The sequence below is a fragment of the Sideroxydans sp. CL21 genome (assembly GCF_902459525.1).
GTDB lineage: Bacteria > Pseudomonadota > Gammaproteobacteria > Burkholderiales > Gallionellaceae > Sideroxyarcus.
In genome coordinates this window covers 386,256-407,173 of sequence record NZ_LR699166.1, presented here as the reverse complement: position 1 = coordinate 407,173, position 20,918 = coordinate 386,256, and the positions used below count along the sequence as shown (strand labels likewise).

Annotated in this window: 16 protein-coding genes and 1 pseudogene; 11 read left to right on the top strand and 6 right to left on the bottom strand. The window is 51.6% G+C overall.

The window, feature by feature from the left end; genetic code table 11:
• Window positions 1-6: 6 nt before the first annotated feature.
• From QOY30_RS02000 to phnC, 6 genes are all read right to left on the bottom strand, one after another.
• Window positions 7-432 (bottom strand): Rrf2 family transcriptional regulator, encoded by a 426-nt coding sequence (locus tag QOY30_RS02000; RefSeq protein ID WP_283742965.1) that lies wholly within the window; start codon window positions 430-432, stop codon window positions 7-9.
• Between the two features lie 665 nt (window positions 433-1,097).
• Window positions 1,098-2,000 (bottom strand): LysR family transcriptional regulator, encoded by a 903-nt coding sequence (locus QOY30_RS01995; protein WP_283746008.1) that lies wholly within the window; start codon window positions 1,998-2,000, stop codon window positions 1,098-1,100.
• Window positions 1,997-3,004: a phosphonate dehydrogenase gene (locus QOY30_RS01990; RefSeq protein ID WP_283742964.1), complete on the bottom strand. Its 1,008-nt coding sequence runs from the start codon at window positions 3,002-3,004 to the stop codon at window positions 1,997-1,999. The genes QOY30_RS01995 and QOY30_RS01990 overlap by 4 nt, the downstream gene beginning before the upstream one ends.
• Window positions 3,005-3,018: 14 nt before the next feature.
• A complete protein-coding gene (phnE, locus tag QOY30_RS01985; RefSeq protein ID WP_283742963.1) occupies window positions 3,019-3,825 on the bottom strand; it encodes a phosphonate ABC transporter, permease protein PhnE in 807 nt (268 codons plus the stop codon).
• A gap of 8 nt (window positions 3,826-3,833) precedes the next feature.
• Window positions 3,834-4,697: a phosphate/phosphite/phosphonate ABC transporter substrate-binding protein gene (phnD, locus tag QOY30_RS01980; protein ID WP_502958676.1), complete on the bottom strand. Its 864-nt coding sequence runs from the start codon at window positions 4,695-4,697 to the stop codon at window positions 3,834-3,836.
• Window positions 4,698-4,700: 3 nt separating this feature from the next.
• Entirely contained in the window at window positions 4,701-5,507 is an 807-nt protein-coding gene (gene phnC / locus QOY30_RS01975) for a phosphonate ABC transporter ATP-binding protein (RefSeq protein ID WP_283742962.1), read from the bottom strand.
• Between the two features lie 505 nt (window positions 5,508-6,012).
• Here phnC and QOY30_RS01970 point away from each other — a divergent pair.
• The 11 genes and pseudogenes from QOY30_RS01970 to QOY30_RS01920 all read left to right on the top strand — a co-directional run bounded on the left by QOY30_RS01970 (window position 6,013) and on the right by QOY30_RS01920 (window position 20,904).
• Window positions 6,013-7,374: a transposase gene (locus QOY30_RS01970; RefSeq protein ID WP_283742961.1), complete on the top strand. Its 1,362-nt coding sequence runs from the start codon at window positions 6,013-6,015 to the stop codon at window positions 7,372-7,374.
• Between the two features lie 1,163 nt (window positions 7,375-8,537).
• Window positions 8,538-9,590, top strand: a complete 1,053-nt coding sequence (locus QOY30_RS01965) for a site-specific integrase (protein ID WP_283742960.1) — start codon at window positions 8,538-8,540, stop codon at window positions 9,588-9,590.
• Between the two features lie 460 nt (window positions 9,591-10,050).
• Window positions 10,051-10,260, top strand: a pseudogene (prfB, locus tag QOY30_RS01960) (peptide chain release factor 2); the annotation flags it as partial.
• Window positions 10,261-10,262: 2 nt separating this feature from the next.
• Window positions 10,263-11,528, top strand: coding sequence for a hypothetical protein (locus QOY30_RS01955; protein WP_283742959.1), 1,266 nt, complete (start codon window positions 10,263-10,265; stop codon window positions 11,526-11,528).
• On the top strand, window positions 11,525-12,190 hold the full coding sequence (locus tag QOY30_RS01950) for a hypothetical protein (RefSeq protein ID WP_283742958.1): 666 nt from the start codon (window positions 11,525-11,527) through the stop codon (window positions 12,188-12,190). The genes QOY30_RS01955 and QOY30_RS01950 overlap by 4 nt, the downstream gene beginning before the upstream one ends.
• Window positions 12,190-14,955 (top strand): AAA family ATPase, encoded by a 2,766-nt coding sequence (locus QOY30_RS01945; RefSeq protein ID WP_283742957.1) that lies wholly within the window; start codon window positions 12,190-12,192, stop codon window positions 14,953-14,955. Before QOY30_RS01950 ends, QOY30_RS01945 begins: the two co-directional genes overlap by 1 nt.
• On the top strand, window positions 14,948-16,129 hold the full coding sequence (locus QOY30_RS01940; protein ID WP_283742956.1) for a toprim domain-containing protein: 1,182 nt from the start codon (window positions 14,948-14,950) through the stop codon (window positions 16,127-16,129). The genes QOY30_RS01945 and QOY30_RS01940 overlap by 8 nt, the downstream gene beginning before the upstream one ends.
• 605 nt (window positions 16,130-16,734) lie before the next feature.
• On the top strand, window positions 16,735-18,255 hold the full coding sequence (istA, locus tag QOY30_RS01935) for an IS21 family transposase (RefSeq protein ID WP_283742935.1): 1,521 nt from the start codon (window positions 16,735-16,737) through the stop codon (window positions 18,253-18,255).
• Window positions 18,256-18,266: 11 nt separating this feature from the next.
• Window positions 18,267-19,055, top strand: coding sequence for an IS21-like element helper ATPase IstB (istB, locus tag QOY30_RS01930; RefSeq protein WP_283742936.1), 789 nt, complete (start codon window positions 18,267-18,269; stop codon window positions 19,053-19,055).
• 420 nt (window positions 19,056-19,475) lie between these two features.
• Entirely contained in the window at window positions 19,476-20,072 is a 597-nt protein-coding gene (locus tag QOY30_RS01925; RefSeq protein WP_283742955.1) for a hypothetical protein, read from the top strand.
• A 64-nt stretch (window positions 20,073-20,136) separates the two neighbouring features.
• Window positions 20,137-20,904: a hypothetical protein gene (locus QOY30_RS01920; RefSeq protein WP_283742954.1), complete on the top strand. Its 768-nt coding sequence runs from the start codon at window positions 20,137-20,139 to the stop codon at window positions 20,902-20,904.
• Window positions 20,905-20,918 lie beyond the last annotated feature (14 nt).

Here is a 20,918-nt window from a genome sequence, read left to right as displayed (position 1 = left end):
AAAAAGCTACCTGGACTTGCTCTTAATTTTTAAAACCACATCCGCCAGAGTGGTCCGCTTCAGATCATTTTCGACAGCATTCTGTGTACCGATCAGAACCTCGCTCATTACTTCCTTGATGTTACAACTCACTACACACCCCTTGCTTTCGGCATAAGTGTGGATGGCAAAAGCACTTGGAGGGTTGACCGCAGAGTAGATGTCGAAGAGAGAAATGCTCTTTGGACTTCTAGCCAGATCATAGCCCCCGGACTTACCCACGGTAGTCGTGACCAGCTTCGCCTTGGAGAGTTTGACAAGAATTCTCTTAACGAAAACCGGGTTCGCATTCACGCTACCTGCGAGAACTTCCGACGTAAAAGCCGACTTGTAATTTGCGATCGCTGCCAATACATGAACAGCAATAGAAAACTGGGTATTCACGGATGCCATAACGGATATTATTATAGTATCTGTTATGAAAGTCAAGTGTTCCTTCGATATTTCGATCGTGTCTCACTGTCTCTGCTGTCAAATCTGCTATATGGCGGAATATATTAATGTTTTGCACGGCCAATATCATGAAGCATGAGTTGACTTTCGAGCAGGGCTGACTCGGATCAATGGCGATCTAATTCAGATTCGATAAAAATAGAAGCCCACATATAAATGTTTATAACTGCCAATTGTCTTGTAGAACATTCAGTGTCCAAAATGGCCGTGCGGAGGAGACGGTCGGGGTGTCCAGCCTGAGTTTCCACTTGGGGCGGTAGTGCCATTTGGCAAACGACCGCTATGTGGCGAGCTGTAAAACTGAATCGCCACTGTCGGCTTTAGGGCGGTTCGTATGGAGTGGTGAAAGACTGGTCGGTGCCATTGCCAGACGGTCACGCACAACACGGGGAGCTAGCAATCCTCGGCCATTGCGGACGCCGATAATTTTTGAATAGGCCACCAATTTAGCCAACAAGAGAGTCCATTCAAATTTTTCTAACTCGCACTTTAAACCCGTTTCTGCCCTTGAGGCTTGTCCGGACAGCGCAAGATTCATCGCTAAACTATTGGTTTCTTACCATCCTTCTTTTGCAATTTCATCTCGGATCAGACCGAGCCAGCAACTAATGGTGGATATCGGCACCCGAGCCATCTGCACAAGAAACCAGCCAACTGCCAAATCTGTGGGCAGGATGATTCTCCGCAAGTGTGTCACGCCATATGATGTAAAGCGCTTTTTGCGGCCCTCCATCTTCAAGCGGTACCGACACCAGCATTCCCGCCCGGATTTCTTCAATCACCGAGCTAGCTAGAACAAGCGAAACTCCGAGTCCCGCTTTGACCCAATGTTTCACTGCATCTGTTGAGCCGAGTTGCATGCCAACCGTGATCTCGGGCGCATCAACACCATAATAATTGGCGAGAATCCGTCCAGTGCCGGTTCCCGGCTCACCCCCTAACAAGGGGACCCCCTTAAGCATGTCACGTGGCAGACACTTCAAGGAAGCCCAGGGATGGTTGGGCGGCACAATGACTACGAGTTCCTCATGTCTCCACAAACGTGCCTCATAACCCGGGCGTCCGTCCCACCATTCCATAGCTGCCACATCCACTTCTCCGGTGGCCAGCTTATCGGCAACTGTCGGATTCTGGTAAATTTTCACATCCAGTTGACTCTTTTCATTGGCGCCTTTCAGATAAGCTTTTACATAGGGCGACAACAGATAGATCCCAATATTGCTGCTGGCGCCAATTGTGATCGGTTTGTCCCGGAATGCTCCCAATGCATTTGTACTTAGCGTTAATAGACGCTCTGCATAAGGTAGAAACACTCTTCCCTCGTAGGTAAGACTGCAACCGGCTGAATCCCTTTCTATCAAACGGACGCCGAGTTGCGCCTCCAGTTTTTGTATCTGCTGCGAGATGGCCCCTTGTGAAAGCCCTCGCACACGAGCTCCCGCCCTGAAACTTAAGTTCCGGGAAATAGACAGAAAACTCGCGACCTGATCAAGATTGAGTGTGCTCAGACCGTAACTCCCTCTAGCGGACGATTGATCGCACCCTGCGGTATCTCATCGTTCAGAAACTGCAAAATATTAGACGCTGCTTCCATCTCGATGGCGAGCCGCACCGAATCTACGGCTGATCCAATATGCGGCGTAAACAGCGTTCGATCCGTGTCCATCAGCAGCCGCACCGAAATGTCGTGCGGCCGATTGAGGCGCGCCCATTCTTCCATTTCGAAAACATCAGCCGCGTAACCAGCCAGTTTGCCGGAAGCAAGTGCATTGGCGACCGCCTCTTCGTCAACCACAGACCCCCTGCAGGCATTGACCAGAAATGCACCATTCTTCATGGCCGCAATCGATGCTGCATCAATCAGGTGGAAAGTGTCCGGATTATAGGGGACCATGGGAACGACATAATCGCTGTCAGCCAGTAGCTGCTCCATGCCGACACGCCGCAAACCCCAACGTCCTTCAAACTCCGGATGCAGAGGCTTGATATCTACATAGTTGAGGTTCATCTCATATCCCTGAAGACGTGCTGCAATCGCTTGGGCAACCGCGCCCATACCGATAAACCCGAGCGTACGTCCGGTCAGCCCAGCCCCGTAGAGCGCAGGACGCCAACCCTCAAATCTCCCGCTTCGAACGAATTCGTCTCCTTGCAAGATCTTGCGTGTCAGCCCGATCAACAATCCAATTGTGAGCTCAGCAGTCGGTATGGTTAGAAGGTCCGGCACATTGGTGATCCAGATACCGCGTTTTGTACAGGCTTCCACATCATAGTTGTCGTACCCTTTTAGCGCACAGGCAATCAGGCGGAGGCGCGGACACGCCTCTACAAAAGCCTCGTCGATACTGTCCGTCATGAAGGTCATGATTACATCTGCATCGCAAGCTCGTTTCAGTATCTCCTCGCGCGAGAGCCGTTCCTTCGTGTCGTTGGCAACAACAATGCAATGTTCGGATAAACGGTTGATAACGGTGGGATGGACCCAGCTTGTAATAACGATTTTTGGTTTCATTCTTTATTCTCCGGCTATTCGAAGCGTTTTCTGAGGTATCCGCTAAAGGCGTCCACCAGTGTGACCATCAGCAAAATCACCAACAAGATTGCCGATACATCCTGATATTGCATGATGCGCAACGACCCCATCAGTTCGAAACCAATGCCGCCTGCTCCGACCATTCCCATGACGGTTGAAGCCCGGAAGTTGTATTCCCAACGGTAGATCGATGTATCGGCGAGCTGCGGCAACACCTGAGGCAATACGCCGTGCAACAGTACTTGTAGCGGCGTGGCACCTGCCGCACGAGCCGCCTCTATTGGTGCCTGGTCGGCATGCTCAATCGCCTCGGCGAAGAACTTGCCGACCATGCCTATGGAATGCAATCCGAGCGCCAATACGCCAGGTAATGCACCAAATCCGACCGCGGCCACGAAAATGATGCCCATGATCAACTCGGGAATGGCGCGCAACGCATTGAGCAGGCTGCGTGCCAACTGATACACAAGCGGATGCGGCGTTGTGTTGCGCGCCGCCAGAAAGGCGAGCGGTAACGACAGGCAGATCGCGAGTGCCGTACCGGCGATACTCATCGCGAGCGTATCCAGGACCGGTTTTACCCAATTGCGCGCGTCGGTAAAATTGGGCGGCATCATTTCGCCCATGAGACTGAATAGACTGGGAACCCCCTCGGCGAGCCGTTTGCCGTCAAATAGGCCCACGTAATGTGCACAGAACACAATGACCGCAAGTATGGCCGCGAACCGCAGCGCGCCAAAATTCCAGGCGCGCTGCTCGCGGTTTAGTATCTGGTCGAAATTTACGAAATTCGAGTTCATCTCATCGATTACATGTACGAGGCCAGATCGATCTTCAGCAGATAGCCAAGATTGCGCACTACATCGTAGTCCTTATCGGTAATCGCTTCGAAGCCATCGGCCTTGAAAGGCTTGAGCACCGCCGGATCCTTTAGATTGAGGAATGCCGAGCGAATCTTGTCTTTTAATTCAGGCTTCAGGTTTGAGCGCATCACCCACGGATACTGGGGGAAAGGTTTCGAATATTCCACGACAATCACCTTGGCCGGATCAATGATCTTGCGCTCGACAAGAGATTCAAAGATCGGTCGGCTCAAACCGCCGGCCTGGGCGTGTCCGTTCTGTACAGCCATGGCCACAGCGTCGTGAGACCCTACGAAATGCTCCTCATAGTCGCGTCCCGTATCAAGCCCCTTTTCTGCCAGCATCGATTTAGGGATCAAATGGCTGGAGGTCGATGCCTTGTCACCAAATGCCACGTCCTTGCCCTTGATGTCCTCAATCTTTTGGATGCCGGACGCCACATTGGCAATGACTACCGATTGATAAGTTGTACTACCTTTGCTCTTGAGGGCTACGAACGGTTCGATCTCGCTGCGCTGGCGTGCCAGCACATAGGAGAGAGGTCCGAAATAGGCTAGATCGATACGGCCATGACGCATCGCTTCGATCATCGAAGAGTAGTCGGTAGTTACGATGAGTTCTATCTTTTTTCCCAGAGTAACCTCGAGGTAGTCCTTGAGTGGCTGGTTGTTCTTGATGATAGTGCTGGCATTTTCATCCGGTAGCAGTGCCACCTTGAGCGTATCGGGGTCCAGGTCCGGTGCCGCTTGAACGCCGATGGCAATGGCAAACAGGAAAAGCAGTGTCATCAGTTTCTTCAGTAGTTTCATGGCTTACTCCTTATCAATGGCTAGGTCAAAATGGGGGGACATCAGGGGTGTAGAAGTGACCACTTCCCGGACGTTGCCCGGAGCCTGGTCGTAGATCGTTTGCAGCAATACGTCGGTTAATTCTTCGGGCGCGCCGTCAAACACGATGCGGCCATGCGCCAGAGCAACAACCCGGTCCGCATATTCCCGCGCCAGATCCACTTGGTGCAGGCTGACCACAGTCGTGATGCCATCTTCGCGGCAGATACTCTTGAGCTGGGTCAACACGCGCCGCGAAGTCGATGGATCAAGACTGGCCACCGGTTCATCTGCCAGCATCAGGCGGGGCTTCTGTGCCAGTGCACGGGCGATACCGACGCGCTGCAATTGGCCTCCACTTAGTCGGTCCACTCGTTCAGTAGACTTGTGCAGCAATCCGACACGATCCAGACACTCCAGCGCGATTTGCTGCTCCGCACGCGGGAGCGGAAACAGTGTTCGCCATGTTGAGTGAAAGCCGATGCGACCCAGTAGAACATTGGCGAGTGCCGTCTGGCGGCCGATCAACTGGTGCTGCTGGAATATCATGCCAGTGCGGCTGCGATGCAGCCTGAGTTTGGCGTTTGTGTCGATGCAACCAATATCCTCTGCCTGAAGCGAACCTGTCGTTGGTGTGTTGAGCAGATTGAGACAACGCAATAGGCTGGACTTCCCGGCTCCGGAAGCACCCAGCAACACATTGAATTCCCCGCGTCTGAAACGCAGCGTAGTCGGGTGCAGCGCTACCACCTCTTTGGGGTATTTGACTGAAACATTCGTGAGTTCTATCACTACCACCCCTTTTATCCATGCCGATTCAAAACTCTAATCAAACACTGTAGGCAATCAATAATTTCTAAACAGGAGGCAGGGTAGTTTTCGAAGATGACAATGTGATGTCAGCGAGATGAATGTTTTTTGAATTAACTATATGTCCACATTTGAGTGAGGCGTTAACTATTGATCTGCATGGAGGAAGTAAGAAGAATAGTCTGGATGAACAAAAAATATACATCGCAAATGTCTCAAGCGAGTATGGGATCACAACCTAACCAGATTGAAGCGTCAGTTGATGGATGACGGCAATGGGTCGAGAAGAGAAGGTCAGCTTTGAAAATGGACTGCCCGATAGCAGCCGCTCGTCACAGACGGCAATGGGTTAGGAAGAGTCCTTCGCCAGCCATCAAAACACTGCCTGGCAACGACCGCTTCTGTACGTATTCCGTTGAAAAACTCACCGTAGTGTTCGATTGTAGATGGTAAGATTCTTACTGTTGAATGAGCGGAGAACCTTGATATGATGGGCTTTCAGACAGACAACCAAGAACGGCTTTTCTACTCTTTCAACCTTGAAGACCAAGTTCCCCAGAATCATCTCCTACGCGGCATCAATCAGTATCTCGATTTAAGCGAACTCCGCAAACATCTCTCTGAGCACTACAGCAATACAGGCAGGCCCTCTATTGACCCTGAGTTAATTATTCGTATGCTGATCATCGGCTACAGCTTTGGTATTCGGTCCGAGCGTCGCCTGTGCGAAGAAGTCCATTTGAATCTTGCCTACCGCTGGTTCTGTCGTTTGGGGCTAGAAGATAAGGTTCCGGATCATTCCTCTTTCTCCAAGAACCGGCATGGACGGTTTCGTGAGAGTGATGCATTCCGTCATTTGTTTGAGAGCGTGCTGCAACGTTGTATGTCCGAAGGACTGGTTCGCGGTGAAGGTTTTGCTACCGATGCCAGTATCATTAAAGCGGATGCACAGCGTCAGCGCGGCCTATCAGGCGATCAAGCAATTGACTGGTGCAAACGCGAGGAAGCAACCCGCCCGGTACGCGAGTACCTGACGGCACTCGAAGAAACAAACGATACGCCAGCACCATCGAAGTACGTATCACTCACTGATCCATCTGCAACCTGGACTGGCGCAGCAGGTGGTCCAGCCTTCTTTGCATACTCGACTAACTACCTGATTGATCTGGACGCAGGCATCATCGTGGATGTCGAAGCCTCTACAGTGAGTCGGAACGCTGAAGTTGAAGCCACGAAGACGATGATTGATCGTGTCGAGGAGAAGTTCGACCTAAAGCCAGCGCGACTGGTTGGCGACACCAACTATGGAACGGCACCTATACTTGGGTGGCTGGTTGATGAGAAACATATCGCTCCGCACGTTCCCGTGTGGGACAAGTCTGAACGTGATGACGGGAGCTTCGGCCGTTCTGCCTTTACCTTTGATGCCGAGAACAATTGCTATGTCTGCCCGGCAGGTAAGTTTCTGAAGACTGCATGGCGAAGTAAAAAGAAGGATCCATTTCGTTATCGTGCCAGCCAACATGACTGCCAATCCTGCCCGTTCAAACCGCAGTGCTGCCCCAATGTGAAAAATCGTAAAATTGATCGCAGTCCACAAGAACCCGCTCGCGATGTCGCAAGAGCGATTGGTAAAACGGATGCATTCCAGGAATCGAGCAGACAACGGAAGAAAGTTGAGATGCTATTTGCTCACCTGAAACGCATACTCAGATTGGACAAGCTTAGGCTAAGGGGATTCAGTGGCGCACAGGATGAGTTTCTATTGGCGGCGACTGCTCAAAATCTGCGACGAATGGCGAAATGGCTTACCCCTGTAGCATCGGAAGTTAATGCAGTACCGGCTTAATAGCAGATAGAGGCAGTTGAACCACTGAAATCTGATGCGACACTCTGCCAAAAAGACAAAACTGAACTGAAAATTAATTTAGCCAAGTGGCAGATCAAAATTAAAAACGAGTTTTTCAACGGAATAGTACGGATAACGGACATCCACTGGCCTGCGCAGGCTGCCTTTTCAGCAATCCACCAGAGTCCGCAAAGGCAGAACACCAGGCACTACCCGAGTTGTGCGAAACTACATGGAAGGGCACGACGCGGAACTTCATGTTAACCAAATCAATTTCGGGAAGCGGGAGTTCAAGATGCAAATAGTTGCGATTCCGTTTCCAGTTTTGTCTGGAACTGCTGATCCAGTAAAACTCGGAAAGCAAGTGGCGCCTTTATACAATTTTCACCGGCTGGTTTGAAGCAAAGGTTGGCTGGTTTGCGATCATTACGGGTGGTGGTATTCACTAGAATACATAATCGCACTCGATGCGACCGGTCATCTCTGTTGGCGCATGGCCGTCACGAGTTAACGAAGACCACCACACCTAGAAGAAGTATTGCCGGCTGCGGTCGTATCTCCAAAATACTGCGAGGGAAACTCCAAACGAGGAGATCAGCGCGATGATTGGCGAGCGAGTATCCGATGCCAAGTATCCCGTTCGACGCAGGTCGATATCAACGAACTGCGCGATTGGCACATCTAAGCCGAATTCGTGCACAAGTAATGTGAGCTTCAAGTTGAAAGTGCAATTTGGGTAAACCAAGCAAGAGGCAAATACGCAAAAAAAAAGGGCTCGAAACTTACCCTTGACGTAACTACACCGGCCGCATAATAGTCGAAAAAAAGAGGTGTCGACCATTCGGCTTGCCTCCCCTTGTCGAAAGCCAATCGCGGACGAAAAAACGCATTTCAGCGAAAGTCTGAACAAGCAATAAGGGCGAAGTTGCCATGACGAGAAATGCTATTGTGGAAAGAAATGCTACCTGCCGGATGATGGGCCATCGGCTTGGGCAACACCCCTTGGATGCACAATTTCCCGTTGAAATGAACACTCCCCCAATGGCGAAAGCCTTACTCTAATTGTGGCAACATAAGTTGCTATAATTAGGAGGGAGAAGACAATTTAAAACATTGGGTGTATGGTTAATCAACGGAAATCGAGAATTAGCCAAGGGGTAAAAATGCGTCCAGATGAGAAAGAAATGTTTGCCGAGCCGGTAAAAAGAATCCATGCGGCAATAACAGCCGAGTGGAAGATGTCCGCGCAAATTTCCGACTCCACCCGGCTAAATTACCAGAACGCGATGGTTCAGCTCAACAAGCAAAGAGAGAAAGCAATAATCAATGGCGTGACGTTTGTCCTCGACTATGCGAATAAAAATACCCGCGCCGTATTCGCATCTGCGATTCGGCGGGATGCGATGCAGCGACTACTCCAAGTTCCCGATGTGGATTCAATTGAGGGTGCAACGAAACTACTGAGTGACGTGCAGGTCGACCTGTTGCAGGTTGAAGCGATGATTGCTCGTCACAAAATCACGCCAAAGTCGAAAAAATCATCATTGAGTGAATGGACAATTAATCTCGCTGCATTAGAAAAAATACGCCCCCGTTGGCGTGATGAGTTGCAACTGAAAATGGCTAAATCAAAATACGCAGCATTGTTAGCGATTCAGCGTGCCAGTGGTTGCCGAACGGAAGAATTGGTGCGAGGTGTGACTGTCACTAAAGCCGGTGAAGGAGAATATCTGATCACGATTGATACGGCAAAACAAAGGGTCGCAAATGGGGACAATCGCGTTCGCGTCATCAAGTCTTTTGACAAGAGACTTGAACCATTTATTGGTCTGGTTAAGTTGGAAGTAAATACTAAAGAAACCGACCCGCCCGAGGTTCGAGCCAACGCAATAAAGCTGGCTAAAAACAACTATAAGCAAACGATAATGAATGTGTCCAAACGTTCATTTGGAATGGCAATATCACCTAAAGCGTTTCGGGCCAGCATGGCGTCAGATCTGCGGGCTGGTGGTGCCACAACAATCGGCGTGGCGGAGGTTCTGGGACATGGTTCAACCGATTGTGCAAACAAATATTCACGCGGACTGAACGTGCGCGGCAAAGGGCGATCTGCCCCAGTTGTACTTGAAACCGCACGGGTGAAGGTTCAGTCGAAACCCATTTCTGCGTCGCTCGCAGATTCAAAAAAACGGGCCCTTGTTCCTAGCGGGAAGTAGCGTAAAACTACTGAGTCATTTTACTGCGGATGTCAGCTGATTAGGAGACGTAGAATCGGCGCTAGCCAGAATGAGTTGAAGGTCGCTGACGCGTGAAAATCGTGAGTTCGAAAAACTCAGTACGGACATTCCGGCAACCTGAACTTACAATTATTACAGGAAATCGTCAGCGTCCGCAAAGGCCCAGAATGCGACGGGCAGAAAATCCGAAAAAAACCGACATTGTCAATTTTATTAAATTGGTATTTGTTCAACTTGCGTCAACATCCGCTTACTGTTTTTTCGAAATATTACTATCAAGCCAACGCGGCCTGTTATGCCGTGATCCAACCAATAGCAGCATTTACGCGACAAATGGATAAAGCCAGCCTTGAACCGAATACGTGGCGACGAAGCAAAACATTTTATCCAATTTTGGCATGTATAATCTCGGTTCTTAAAGGAATCATCAAACTTCATGGAATCTGAATTGCGCAAGCGCCAATCCGCCCAACAAGCGCGGGAAGATTCCAGGATCGACATCGACTGGCAACACCAGATTCGCAGCTACTTGCTCGACCAATCGCGCATCAAAGATTTGTGCACCAACTTCGAAGTCGGCAACACACGGGCCGTGTTGGATGGCGACATGGCTGATTTTATTTTGGCCAGATTGAAGCAAGGAATTTAGTCATGTCTGAGCGTGAAGAAAATTCGCTGAATGAATTTTTCGCGCCTGGCATTGAGCCTCAAGATGTTCAACAACTATTCCCCTTGCTCAACGCGCGCACGTTTATCGACGCGCTCATCGCCATGTTTCGTGGCGGTAACGATGAGGTATTGGTACGCCTGATGGTACTTCGAGAGATTGGTCTGCGCGCCGATACGCCAGAATGGTCGCCTCAGGAACTGAACTCCCACTTTTCCTTTATCACTCAGTCTAAGTTCAGTACCGTTCTGAATCGCCTACGCGAGCATGAACTACTGCTTTGGGATGCAGAACGGCGCCTCTATCAGCTTTCTACCGCTGGACGCATGGTGTTGTCTGCGCTCTCCAGTCTGCTGAATTTCAGCACCGAACAAGACGGTGAATTAGGCTTTTTTGCCGCACAAATTGCAGCAGGATCCTCAGTTGGCAAACTCTCGTCTGAAGCCTTGTCGCATCTGCTGGCGCGGTTGGCAGAGCTTGAAGGAGAGTTCTCGCAGGCTGTAACTTCAGGTTCCGAATTTCGCCTGCGTGCCGCTCAAAGTAAGCTGGAATCCGTCCAGAAATGGATGGACAAATCCAACGAAGTGATGCGGAATCTTTCTGCCGATGGTCTCGACGAAACAACTTGGCGGCTTGCGCAGCAGATTGGTCAGCGCCAGTCAAAGTTGATGCGTATGTCTTCAGTATTTCAGCGCGAATTAGCGGCCATTGCGCGCCAGCAAGTTCATTTATCGCAAGGAGGATTAACTTCATCTGAACTTGCCGCTTGGCTTAAACAACGAGATGTCGACGAACTGAATGAACTGGCGGCTGAACAATTAGCCTGCACACCGGAAGAGACTTTTATTCTTCCGGACGTGATGCTTGACAATACTGAGGACTTCATCGCACGCGAACAGCCAAACCGCCACATTTCGACCATGCCGGTACCCGCCGAGGTCGAGTATGTTAATGACCTACCGTATGAACCGCCTCCGCAATTATCGGAACTTACCCGGCTGCTCAATGGGTTGGATGCTTCATTATCCGTATCGGATGCCGTGGTCGGCGGCAGTTTTAGCTCAGCCTCGTACCGTCTCTCGCTGCTGACTTTCCTCGGAGAACAAAACGTCGAACCCGAACTGGCTCCGCTCGCGGAGTTACCGGTAACACTAAGATGGCATGAACACAACGAATTGCACACGATCAACCGCGATGAAGTCGCTTTCATCAGCAACGGAGAACTCCTGCCGAAGGAAACGCAAACATGAACCATGATTCCGCGGCGCGCCTGATTGCCCGCCTTCTGGCCTTGCGCTATCTGCCGCGCGAAGATGCAGAAATACGTCGTTTGCTGATCGATAGCAGTTTCCGCGATGAAGTGGAACAGCGCCTTGCCGGCAGCGGCCTGCGCCTATTGGCTCACCCCTTTGCCGCACACGTCAGCATCGCACTCACTCGCGAGTGCGAAAGTTCCGTATTTGAGCAAAATGACGCGTGGCAGGCCAGCAACATCGGATTGGCCAAGGATGCAGTAGCACTGCTGGTGATCCTATGGGCGCTTATTATCCTGCCCAAGCGCGAACGCCAGTTGGCTGGTGAGGCCGCGCAGCAGGAAACGCAGAGCGAACTGTTTGAGAACGTTAAACTCACGCCTCTAGCCCATGAAGCATCTCGCGGTATTCCGCAAAATGTATTGCTGGAGGACTATGGCAAATTGTTGGGCGGTAAAACGCGTATCAGTTTTAGTTTGCCGCAGTTAGCACGTCTCGGTTTCATTGAACTTAAAAACAAAGTTATTCATGAAGGTCCGCTGCTCGACCTTGCTTTTGACTACGCCGAAATGGCACCTCGCATTCTCAACGGCGCGCTGGCCGATTTGCTGAAACAGCGCGGTTTATTGAGCGAAACGACTGATCAGGAGGCGCACTGATGTTTCGCCTGCTTGAACTGGAAACCGTACACTGGGATTACTGGCGCAATTTCAAACTTCCGCTGAATGCGCCCATCATCACCATCTCCGGCCCCAACGGATCGGGCAAAACTACCCTACTTGATGCCTTGCGTACTCTGCTCGCGTTAGAGTGTTCCAAGAAACGCGATTACAAGCGCTATGTGCGGCGCAATGGCGAAGATTTCTGCTGGCTGCGCGGTGTGATCGACAACCAGCGCCCTCCCGGTAGTAGCAAGCGCCCATTTGGCTTGCCCTACCAACGGGATCGCATCACGCTGGCCTGTCGCATCGACAAGAAAGGCGGTGACTGGAATCGAAAATACTGGATCGCAGACGGCGAAGTGAACCTACAGGAGATCGAGAAAGCCGGCGAGGAATTTGGTGTACGTGACTACCAGCGCATACTCCACAGTGCCGGGCTGTCGCCCGCCATCGCACGGGTACTTTCGCTGGAACAGGGGCAGACCGACAAGTTGTGCGAACTGTCGGCCAAAGAGCTATTGAACTTGGTGTTCGATGTATTTGGCGACAAGGAAGTGCTTGAGCGCTATCAGGAAGCGCGCCACTATCAGGAACAAACGGCACGCGAACTCGATGCCGTACAGAACCAGTTGGAGGCTTTGGGCAACAGCCTGGAAAAACATGAACAGAAAGTAAATCGTTATCGCGAATGGCAAGGACTCAATCAGGAGAAAATTGAGTTATTTTCGGAAAAGCGCCCGCGTCTGGATTACTACCTGCTGAAACGCGAGGCCGAAAATGCTGGACGCACGTTGCAAGCCCAGCGGCGCGAATGGCGAGCTAAACGCGCAGAACTTCAGAAGAAACAACTTGAATTACAAGTTGAGCAGCAAGCGCTTGAAGCTGCGCAATTGCGCAGGCAAGCGGCACAGGAAAGCGAACAGAATCAGCAACGCGCATTGAACGAACTAAATCGCGAACTGGGCAACTGGGAAGCCATCGTCAAGCAGCACGAGCGCCTCTTACATCAGGCCGATACTGCTGGGGGACAGACAGCCGACGCGCGTGCGCTCGAACGACTGGAAGGGGAGCGGGCCAACTTGCTGGTGCGCATCGCCGAGCTTACCCGACAGCAAAGCCAACTCGACGAGATTCTAGAAAATCTCGCTGCAGGACGCCGCTCCGACCCTGCCGACGTAGTGGCGTTCCGTCAGGCGTTAAATCAGGCTGGTATTGCTTACGATCTACTCAGCGATGTCATTGAGATTGCAGATGCGTCATGGCAAGCTGCGGTGGAAGCCGTGTTAGCTCCATTTGCACACCTTGTATTGCTGGCGAAAAGCAAGGATGCAGAGCATGCGATGACACTGGGCGAGAAGCTTCGCTATCGCCATTTCATCGTGCCCGAGAGCATACAACCAGGTCTGCCGCCGCAAGGTTCATTGCTGGAAGTTGTTCGTTTTACCAAGCCTGTACCGGAATGGTTGCTACGGACTCTGGAAAGAACTCGCCGCGTCGAGGATGCCACCGCAGGAGCAAAGTTGTCGCGTGGCGAAGACTGGATCACACGTCAAGGTTATTTGCGCGAACGGCGCGGAGGACGTTACGCTGCACCAGAGCAGGCGCGTTTTGGCAAAGCTCGCCTCGAAGTATTGCGTCAGCAACGATCCGAACTAGAGAAAGCCCTTGAGCCGTTGTACGAACAGCGCAATGGCCTGACTGATCACATCCGGAACCTGCAAGCACAATTGGCAGGAGAGGATGCAGTCGCACAACTGGCGAAACGTGCTGCCGAGTTTGCCGAGGCTCGTCAGGAATACGATTCACTCGTGTTACGCCGACGCGATAATGGTGTATATCAGGCACAGCAAGAACGCGAACAATCCGACGAAGCCGTCAAAACGGCGCACGATTCATTGCAGAATATGAAATTCAGTCTGCAAACGCTACAGAATGAAATTACAGCCAAGACAAATCGTGGCGGGCGTGAAGATCAAATCAAACGCCTGCAAGCGATACGCCATAACCGGAAGCATTTTCCTCCAAGCTGGTGTGACGACGCGGAAAATCAAATGATCTTCGACAAATATCGGGACACCACCAATATTGATCTGCGCATTGAAGAAATCGAACGGCGTTTCAACAACGAATCCTGGGAAACGGATGCCACCGTAGTCGCGCTGCGTGACAAAATCAAAGCTGACTATCAGCTGATGAAAAACGATCTTGAACATCGCCGCCACGACAACGAGACGGCACGTAGCCAGACAGATGCTGCGCGAGAGCAATACATCAATGTGTTGCGACACACTGTCACGCGCTATGTTAAGAACATTCGCACACTTGGCGAACTCGCCGGAATTAAAATTGAACACGAACCGGTATTACTCGGCAATGACGATCTCGCACTGGCGCAAGCCGGGTTGGCAGTGCGCTTCGATTTCGACGAGAAGGGCTTCATGGGCATGAACGACGGAGACGCCTCCGGCGGTCAACAGGTAATGAAATCGCTTATTCTGTTGGTTGGGCTGATGATGGAAGAATCTCATCCAGGCGGTTTCGTGTTTATCGACGAACCGTTCGCCCATCTCGACATTGTCAATATCGAGCGGGTATCCACCTTTCTCAAGGCTACGCGAGCACAATACCTGCTCACCACGCCCGTTACACACAACGTCAGCATTTATGACCCGTCAATGCTTACACTAGTGACATTCAAAAAGCGCCCCAATGAATCCTGGGCTCCGGGCGTCAAGGTACTGGTCCGCGATACCCATGCCTGAGGACATCCGTATTGAATCCTTGGATCAGCGCAAAGTCTGCCAGCGACGGAAGCGTTATTGCGAGCATCTGCCGCAACAGCTTGGAGCGATACCCGGAGAGTGGCGCGAACTGCTGACCCGCTGGGTACGCCGAGGCGGCAACAGTCGCTGGGAAACGTTGCGTAATGATGCTGGCGTGACGGGCATTCAAATGGCTCAGTCGCTGCTGGATTGGCTACTGCAAGAAGGCTGGGCCGTTGTGGTGGAACAACGCCAGCTTGGCGACTGGTGGCCACTCTCATTGGAATTGCGCAATCTGTCTCAACTGCGGAGCGCACTTGGCATCAGTGACAAGGAGCAAGAATTACAGCGGTGGCATGCGGCGCGTGAAGAACTGAAAAGCTGCTGTAATGAGAACCTTGCCTCAGCCCTGCTAGCGCTGGATGATCTTCCCGTACACCGCGCTTTAGCACGCTACGATCTGATCGCGGCCTTACAGCGCTGGGAGAATATGCAGAAAAGCGGTACACGTCGCGACTTTGCCTTGGCCGCGCGAGACGACACCAAAGGTGTTAGCGGAGCCGAATGGAACTGGCTGGAGCAAACACTAGATTTAGCCGAGTTCCGCATTGAGCGCCATACGCCGTTACTACTGCTCTCCGCCTCGCTTACATTGACGCTACCGCACGGTCAACTCGACCTGTCCTGTTATTCCGACTTTGCCGCAATAACTCCCGCAACACTGCAAAACATCTCCGCAGCCTCAGGTTCAATCAGGCGCTGGCAACTGGTGGAGAACCGCACGAGTTTCGAGCGTGTCGCACGTCAGCGGGAAAATGACATAGGAGTAATCTGGTTACCGGGTTTTCCACCAAGCTGGTGGTGTACTTCGGTGGGCCATCTGCTCGACCTTGTGCCCGCACCTGCGCAGTTTGCTTGCGACCCCGACCCAGCGGGCATTGCCATTGCTCTCAAAGCCGCTGAACTGTGGAAGGAACGCAATCTTACTTGGCAACCATGGAAAATGTCGGGAACCGATCTCGCGGGTTTGCATGTGCGTAAACGCTTGTCCGATGCAGATAGGATTCAGATTAAAACTCTTCAGCAAGAGTCTATGCTTCCCCCTCCTTTTTTAGAGCTGATTGAGTGGATGCTCGAACATGGCGAGAAGGGTGAACAAGAAGGGTATCTTTGAAAGAACTTAGTTACCTAGGTCCAGACTGGAGTGACTGTCCACATTTTCTGACCGTCGCATTCTCGGCCAATGCTGCCGGTGGCATCCAGACTGTCCTATGACCGGTATGTGGTAAAGCTGCCATACAAGTTTCGTCAGCTTTGAAAAATCGACCGATCACTTCGTGCCATTTCCAGACGGTCACCCACAACTCGGGGCGTGTCCGGTTTTCGGCCAATGAAACGCTGGCGATTTTCTGAAAAGGCCCTCGGTTGAGCCTGCTGGTAGGTCTGCTATTCAATATTATGAAATCACACTTCTTCCCAAAATAACGAACAGCAAGTAATGCTTGCGAGATACTTTCATTAGCAGGCTTCCTTTAGTTCCAAGACGAGCCTTGTCCGAAGGTGTGAACTTTCGGCGTTAGGGAGCCATTTCATTTCCGGCATTAAGGAGCCAGTAGATTGTCGGCATAAAGGCGCCACTTTATTTCCGGCGTAATGGCGCCACAGGATTTCCGGCGTTAAGGCGCCACTTTGAACCCTGATCAGGGGCTCGAACTTTCATTAAGCAACTAGACTTCCGGCATTTTGCCGGGAGAGGTTGTGACTAAACGGAGGTTCGAGATGTATCAGTACCGAAATGTTTTGGTGCGCATGCGCCAAGGCGATTCTGATCGGGATATTGCCCGGTCCAAAACGATGGGACGCAAAAAACTCGCACAGGTTCGCGAGATCGCCAGCGAACGTGGCTGGCTTGCCCCCGAGTTTCCTTTGCCCGATGACGGAGTGCTGTCCACGCTGTTTGAGCGCAGGGAGGCATTGCCTGTCAGCTGTATTTCAACGCTGGAACCCTGGCGTGATCAGATCACCAAGTGGCATGCGGCCGGTATTCAGGGCACCACCATCCACGCCACGCTGGTGCGCAATCACGGTTTTACCGGCAGTTATTCCTCGATGTATCGCTTTCTGGGGCAACTCGTTTCCCTGCAGCAGCCGGATGTTCCGCTACGCCTGACGTTCAAGCCTGGCGAAGCGGTTCAGGTTGATTTCGGTGCTGGTCCGCTCATCACCGATGTGTACACCGGCGAGATCTTCAAGACCTGGTTCTTCGTGATGACCTTGTGCTGGTCGCGTCACCAGTATGCCGAGTTTGTCCGCGACCAGACCGTGGCGACATGGCTGGGCTGCCATCGGCGTGCGTTTGAGTCGTTCTCGGGCGTACCCTCACGCGTCATCATCGACAATGCCAAGTGCGCCATCACCAAAGCCTGCGTCTATGAGCCGGATGTGCAACGGGCGTATGCCGAATGTGCGGAAGGATATGCGTTCAAAATCGATCCTTGTCCTCCACGGGATCCACAAAAAAAAGGAATCGTTGAGGCAGGCGTCAAATATATCAAGGGCAGTTTCCTGCCGCTGCGCGAATTCCGCGATCTGGATGACGCCAACCGCCAGTTGCAGGCGTGGGTGATGAACGAGGCGGGCAACCGCATTCACGGCACGACCCGCGAAGCCCCTCTCAAACGCTTCGCCGAGGTGGAGAAAAGCCTGCTCAATGCTTTGCCCAGCGTTCCACCTGAGTTGGCCAGCTGGGCCAAGGTCAAAGTCCACCGTGACGCGCACGTCCAATACGAGACCAACCACTATTCGGTGCCGTTCCGGCTGATCGGATGCGACCTGTGGTTGAAGGCGACCGGCACCATGGTGACGCTGTACCGCGAACACGAAGCGGTTGCCAGCCATGTGCGACTGACGGGGAAAGGGCTGCGCGACACCGTGACCGACCATATGCCGCCCGAAGCGCAGGCGTGGCAAATGCAGGACACACAGTGGTGTTTGAAATCGGCCTTGCAGATTGGTCCGGCCTGCCATGCCATGGTGCATGCCATGTTCGGCGACCATGTCTTGATCAAGATGCGTGCTGTACAGGGCGTGCTGCGGCTCAAACAGAAATACGGCGCAGCCAGATTGGAAGCGGCCTGCCAGCGCGCCAACCATTACGGCACGCCGGGCTACAAGGTGGTCAAGATCATTCTTGAGAAGGGACTGGATCAGCTCGCGCCGCTGGCAGCCTTCGACGCACTGGCCACCACATACACCCAAGGCGGCCGATTCTGCCGCGATACCCAAACCATTCTTCAATGAGGACTACCATCATGCATCCAATTCCCGAACTGACACCCCTGCTCAAACAACTGCGCCTGTCCGGCATTCTGGACTCACTCGAGGCCCGCAACCGCGAAGCCATCGACCGCAAGCTGGCCTACACCGATTTCCTCAGCTTGCTGATTCATGACGAAGTCGCCCGGCGGGAGCAAAAGAAACTGGATATGCGACTACGACGTGCAAGCTTCCGTAACCAAAAAACACTGGAAGGATTCGATTTCGACCGACTTCCCAATCTGAACCGCTCGGCAGTCCATGATCTGGCGACTTGCCGTTTCATTGAAGAGAAAGTCGCCGTATTGATTGTGGGTCCGTGCGGCACCGGCAAAAGTCACCTGGCGCAGTCGCTGGGTCATGCGGCTGCACGCCAGGGCTATGACGTGCTGTTCATCACGCAAACCCAGCTCCTGAGCAGCTTGCGCGCAGCTCAGGCGACTGGCAATTATGCGCGGCGATTTAAATCCCTGGTCAAAGTGCCCCTGCTGATCATTGACGATTTCGGACTCAAACCCTTGCGTTCGCCTGAAGATGAAGACTTCCATGACTTGATCGCCGAACGCTACGAGCGTGCCGCCACCATTCTGACCAGCAATCTCGACTTTGATGAATGGGGTGAAGCATTCGCCGCAAATAAAATGATCGGCGCAGCGACGCTGGACCGATTGCGCCACGGTGCGTATCGCGTGGTGCTGGATGGAGAGAGTTACCGCGACCCGAAGCCAATGCCGGAAAGGTCAAAAACGCCGACAGGGAAAGGAGGCAAACCTACTCAAGCCTGAAACAGCTACACCAGCAGCAAAACAGAGTGAAAATGCGATTGCAAAAACAGCTCATTTCACGCATTCTTTACCCCCAGTTTGAGCCCCTGATTTGGCACTTCAAAGTGGCGCCATTACGGCGGAAATCAGTGGCGCCTTAATGCCGAAAAGTGACAGAAGGAGACTATAACAGAGCAGTTGGCTCCTCTTTTTTAGCGTTTCGTCGCATATCGCTTCCCTGTTCCAAAGCTGCTGCTTATGGTGCCGCTCTGCAATTGGCCGATTGCTGCTTACACACAAACTCGCCGAAGTAGTTTCTTCTATTGGGAACTCGACAGGGGAGCGGCGTGGGAGAGACTGTTACCTAAATATTGGAGTGATTCAATTGGCGTATATCAAGATGGCTTTTGATTGGCGCAAATAGTGAAAGGTGGTTGATTCATGAAAATCGTTAAATGCATAATTAGTTGCTCATTTTTATTATTTCAAACATCTATATGTTTCGCAGGAGACTCAGTCAACCTATCTGTTGCTCCTGATCCGGCAACAGGTTGTAATCAATTTAGAATTGATGTCGCCCTGACTGAACATAGCACTTTAGGCGTAATGCCAGCGCACTGTACAGATCGACCTTCTCGTCCATCTCGTTTTTTTGGAGGGGACATGAAAATGAATAGCCAAGTGACGAATAAGTTTAATCGGATTCTTATCCCATGGAGATATTCTCCGTATGGTGTATTTAGCAATGGATTCTTTGTGGAGGCGTTAATTGGAGTGGAAAAAAGTGAATTAAAGTCGGCATCTGGATCTAGTGCAAATGTCACTTTCATTGATACCGGCGTTTGGCTAGGTTACCAATGGATTTGGCATACTGGATTGAATATTGCCGCCGTCGCTGGGATTAATCATTTGACACAAAATAGTATCGACAAAAACATTTCTCCCGCAGAGAGTAGCAATGTTAGCGATTATCTAAATCAACAAACTAGTACAAATACTCATGTGGGAGGCGGAGTCTTTTTGGGATGGGCTTTCTGAGGGAGCTAAAAGAATTTGCTGTTTAAGGATTATGGTAGTGTCGACTTATCATTGAAGGAACATTATGGGTACGCATCGTGGGTTGTTTTTGGTTGCCTCGGCAGCGGCTTTTTTGATCACTGGTTGTACGGCGATACCGCAGCAACATGCTGTGAAGGAAGTCCATATCTGTGACACTGAGGATTGCAATTCGACAATTCACAAGTACACCGCTGGCCAGTTACTCACCGGATTCCAAAAGCTCCTTAAGGCGAATGAGGACAAACAGGTGAAAATTTGCGAGTCGGACCCTAAGACCCACGCTTGCAAAAGCGTTGGAATATGTCAGTTTGTTTTAGGAGGACTTATTCCCGGTAGTGGCTGTGCGGAACATATTGTATTTAGTGAGACCGCGATCGGCAACCAAACAGGGAAAATTAGTTTGAAGGCGAACATGCCACTTACTTTTCTTTGGACACCAGTGTCTTGTGAGACTACGACCGTGATACTTTCGGTTCACACTCCTGATGAAATTTACATGGATTTCAAGCCACGGTACTGTAACTGGATGATGGTGGGCAATATGAGCGCTACTTTCAACTTCGCGGTGGAGTCCTTAGATCTGGGCCGCGGGCAGATTGGTGGATACTGGAGTCACGCGGTAACGGGAAGTGGTAACGGTAGAGGTTCGGGTTACGCAGTACTAAGTTTTCCAAAAACTATGCCTGATGGCGATAACTGGCTGGTTGAACGACCAGAGCTTCCGGTACCGCGATCCAAATTGTCTGGTACGCAGGTCGAAAAGGAATCCGCGCCGTTAGCTCGCTCCGTCACAGAAGTACGAAGCAATTAACAGAAGGGGATTCT

What these genes read in the sequence shown, in the direction of transcription:
- QOY30_RS02000 (WP_283742965.1), bottom strand. Translation starts at nt 432, where the DNA reads ATGGCATCCGTGAATACCCAGTTTTCTATTGCTGTTCATGTATTGGCA.
- QOY30_RS01990 (WP_283742964.1), bottom strand. Translation starts at nt 3,004, where the DNA reads ATGAAACCAAAAATCGTTATTACAAGCTGGGTCCATCCCACCGTTATC.
- phnE (WP_283742963.1), bottom strand. Translation starts at nt 3,825, where the DNA reads ATGAACTCGAATTTCGTAAATTTCGACCAGATACTAAACCGCGAGCAG.
- phnD (WP_502958676.1), bottom strand. Translation starts at nt 4,697, where the DNA reads ATGAAACTACTGAAGAAACTGATGACACTGCTTTTCCTGTTTGCCATT.
- QOY30_RS01970 (WP_283742961.1), top strand. Translation starts at nt 6,013, where the DNA reads ATGATGGGCTTTCAGACAGACAACCAAGAACGGCTTTTCTACTCTTTC.
- QOY30_RS01965 (WP_283742960.1), top strand. Translation starts at nt 8,538, where the DNA reads ATGCGTCCAGATGAGAAAGAAATGTTTGCCGAGCCGGTAAAAAGAATC.
- QOY30_RS01955 (WP_283742959.1), top strand. Translation starts at nt 10,263, where the DNA reads ATGTCTGAGCGTGAAGAAAATTCGCTGAATGAATTTTTCGCGCCTGGC.
- QOY30_RS01950 (WP_283742958.1), top strand. Translation starts at nt 11,525, where the DNA reads ATGAACCATGATTCCGCGGCGCGCCTGATTGCCCGCCTTCTGGCCTTG.
- QOY30_RS01945 (WP_283742957.1), top strand. Translation starts at nt 12,190, where the DNA reads ATGTTTCGCCTGCTTGAACTGGAAACCGTACACTGGGATTACTGGCGC.
- QOY30_RS01940 (WP_283742956.1), top strand. Translation starts at nt 14,948, where the DNA reads ATGCCTGAGGACATCCGTATTGAATCCTTGGATCAGCGCAAAGTCTGC.
- istA (WP_283742935.1), top strand. Translation starts at nt 16,735, where the DNA reads ATGTATCAGTACCGAAATGTTTTGGTGCGCATGCGCCAAGGCGATTCT.
- istB (WP_283742936.1), top strand. Translation starts at nt 18,267, where the DNA reads ATGCATCCAATTCCCGAACTGACACCCCTGCTCAAACAACTGCGCCTG.
- QOY30_RS01925 (WP_283742955.1), top strand. Translation starts at nt 19,476, where the DNA reads ATGAAAATCGTTAAATGCATAATTAGTTGCTCATTTTTATTATTTCAA.
- QOY30_RS01920 (WP_283742954.1), top strand. Translation starts at nt 20,137, where the DNA reads ATGGGTACGCATCGTGGGTTGTTTTTGGTTGCCTCGGCAGCGGCTTTT.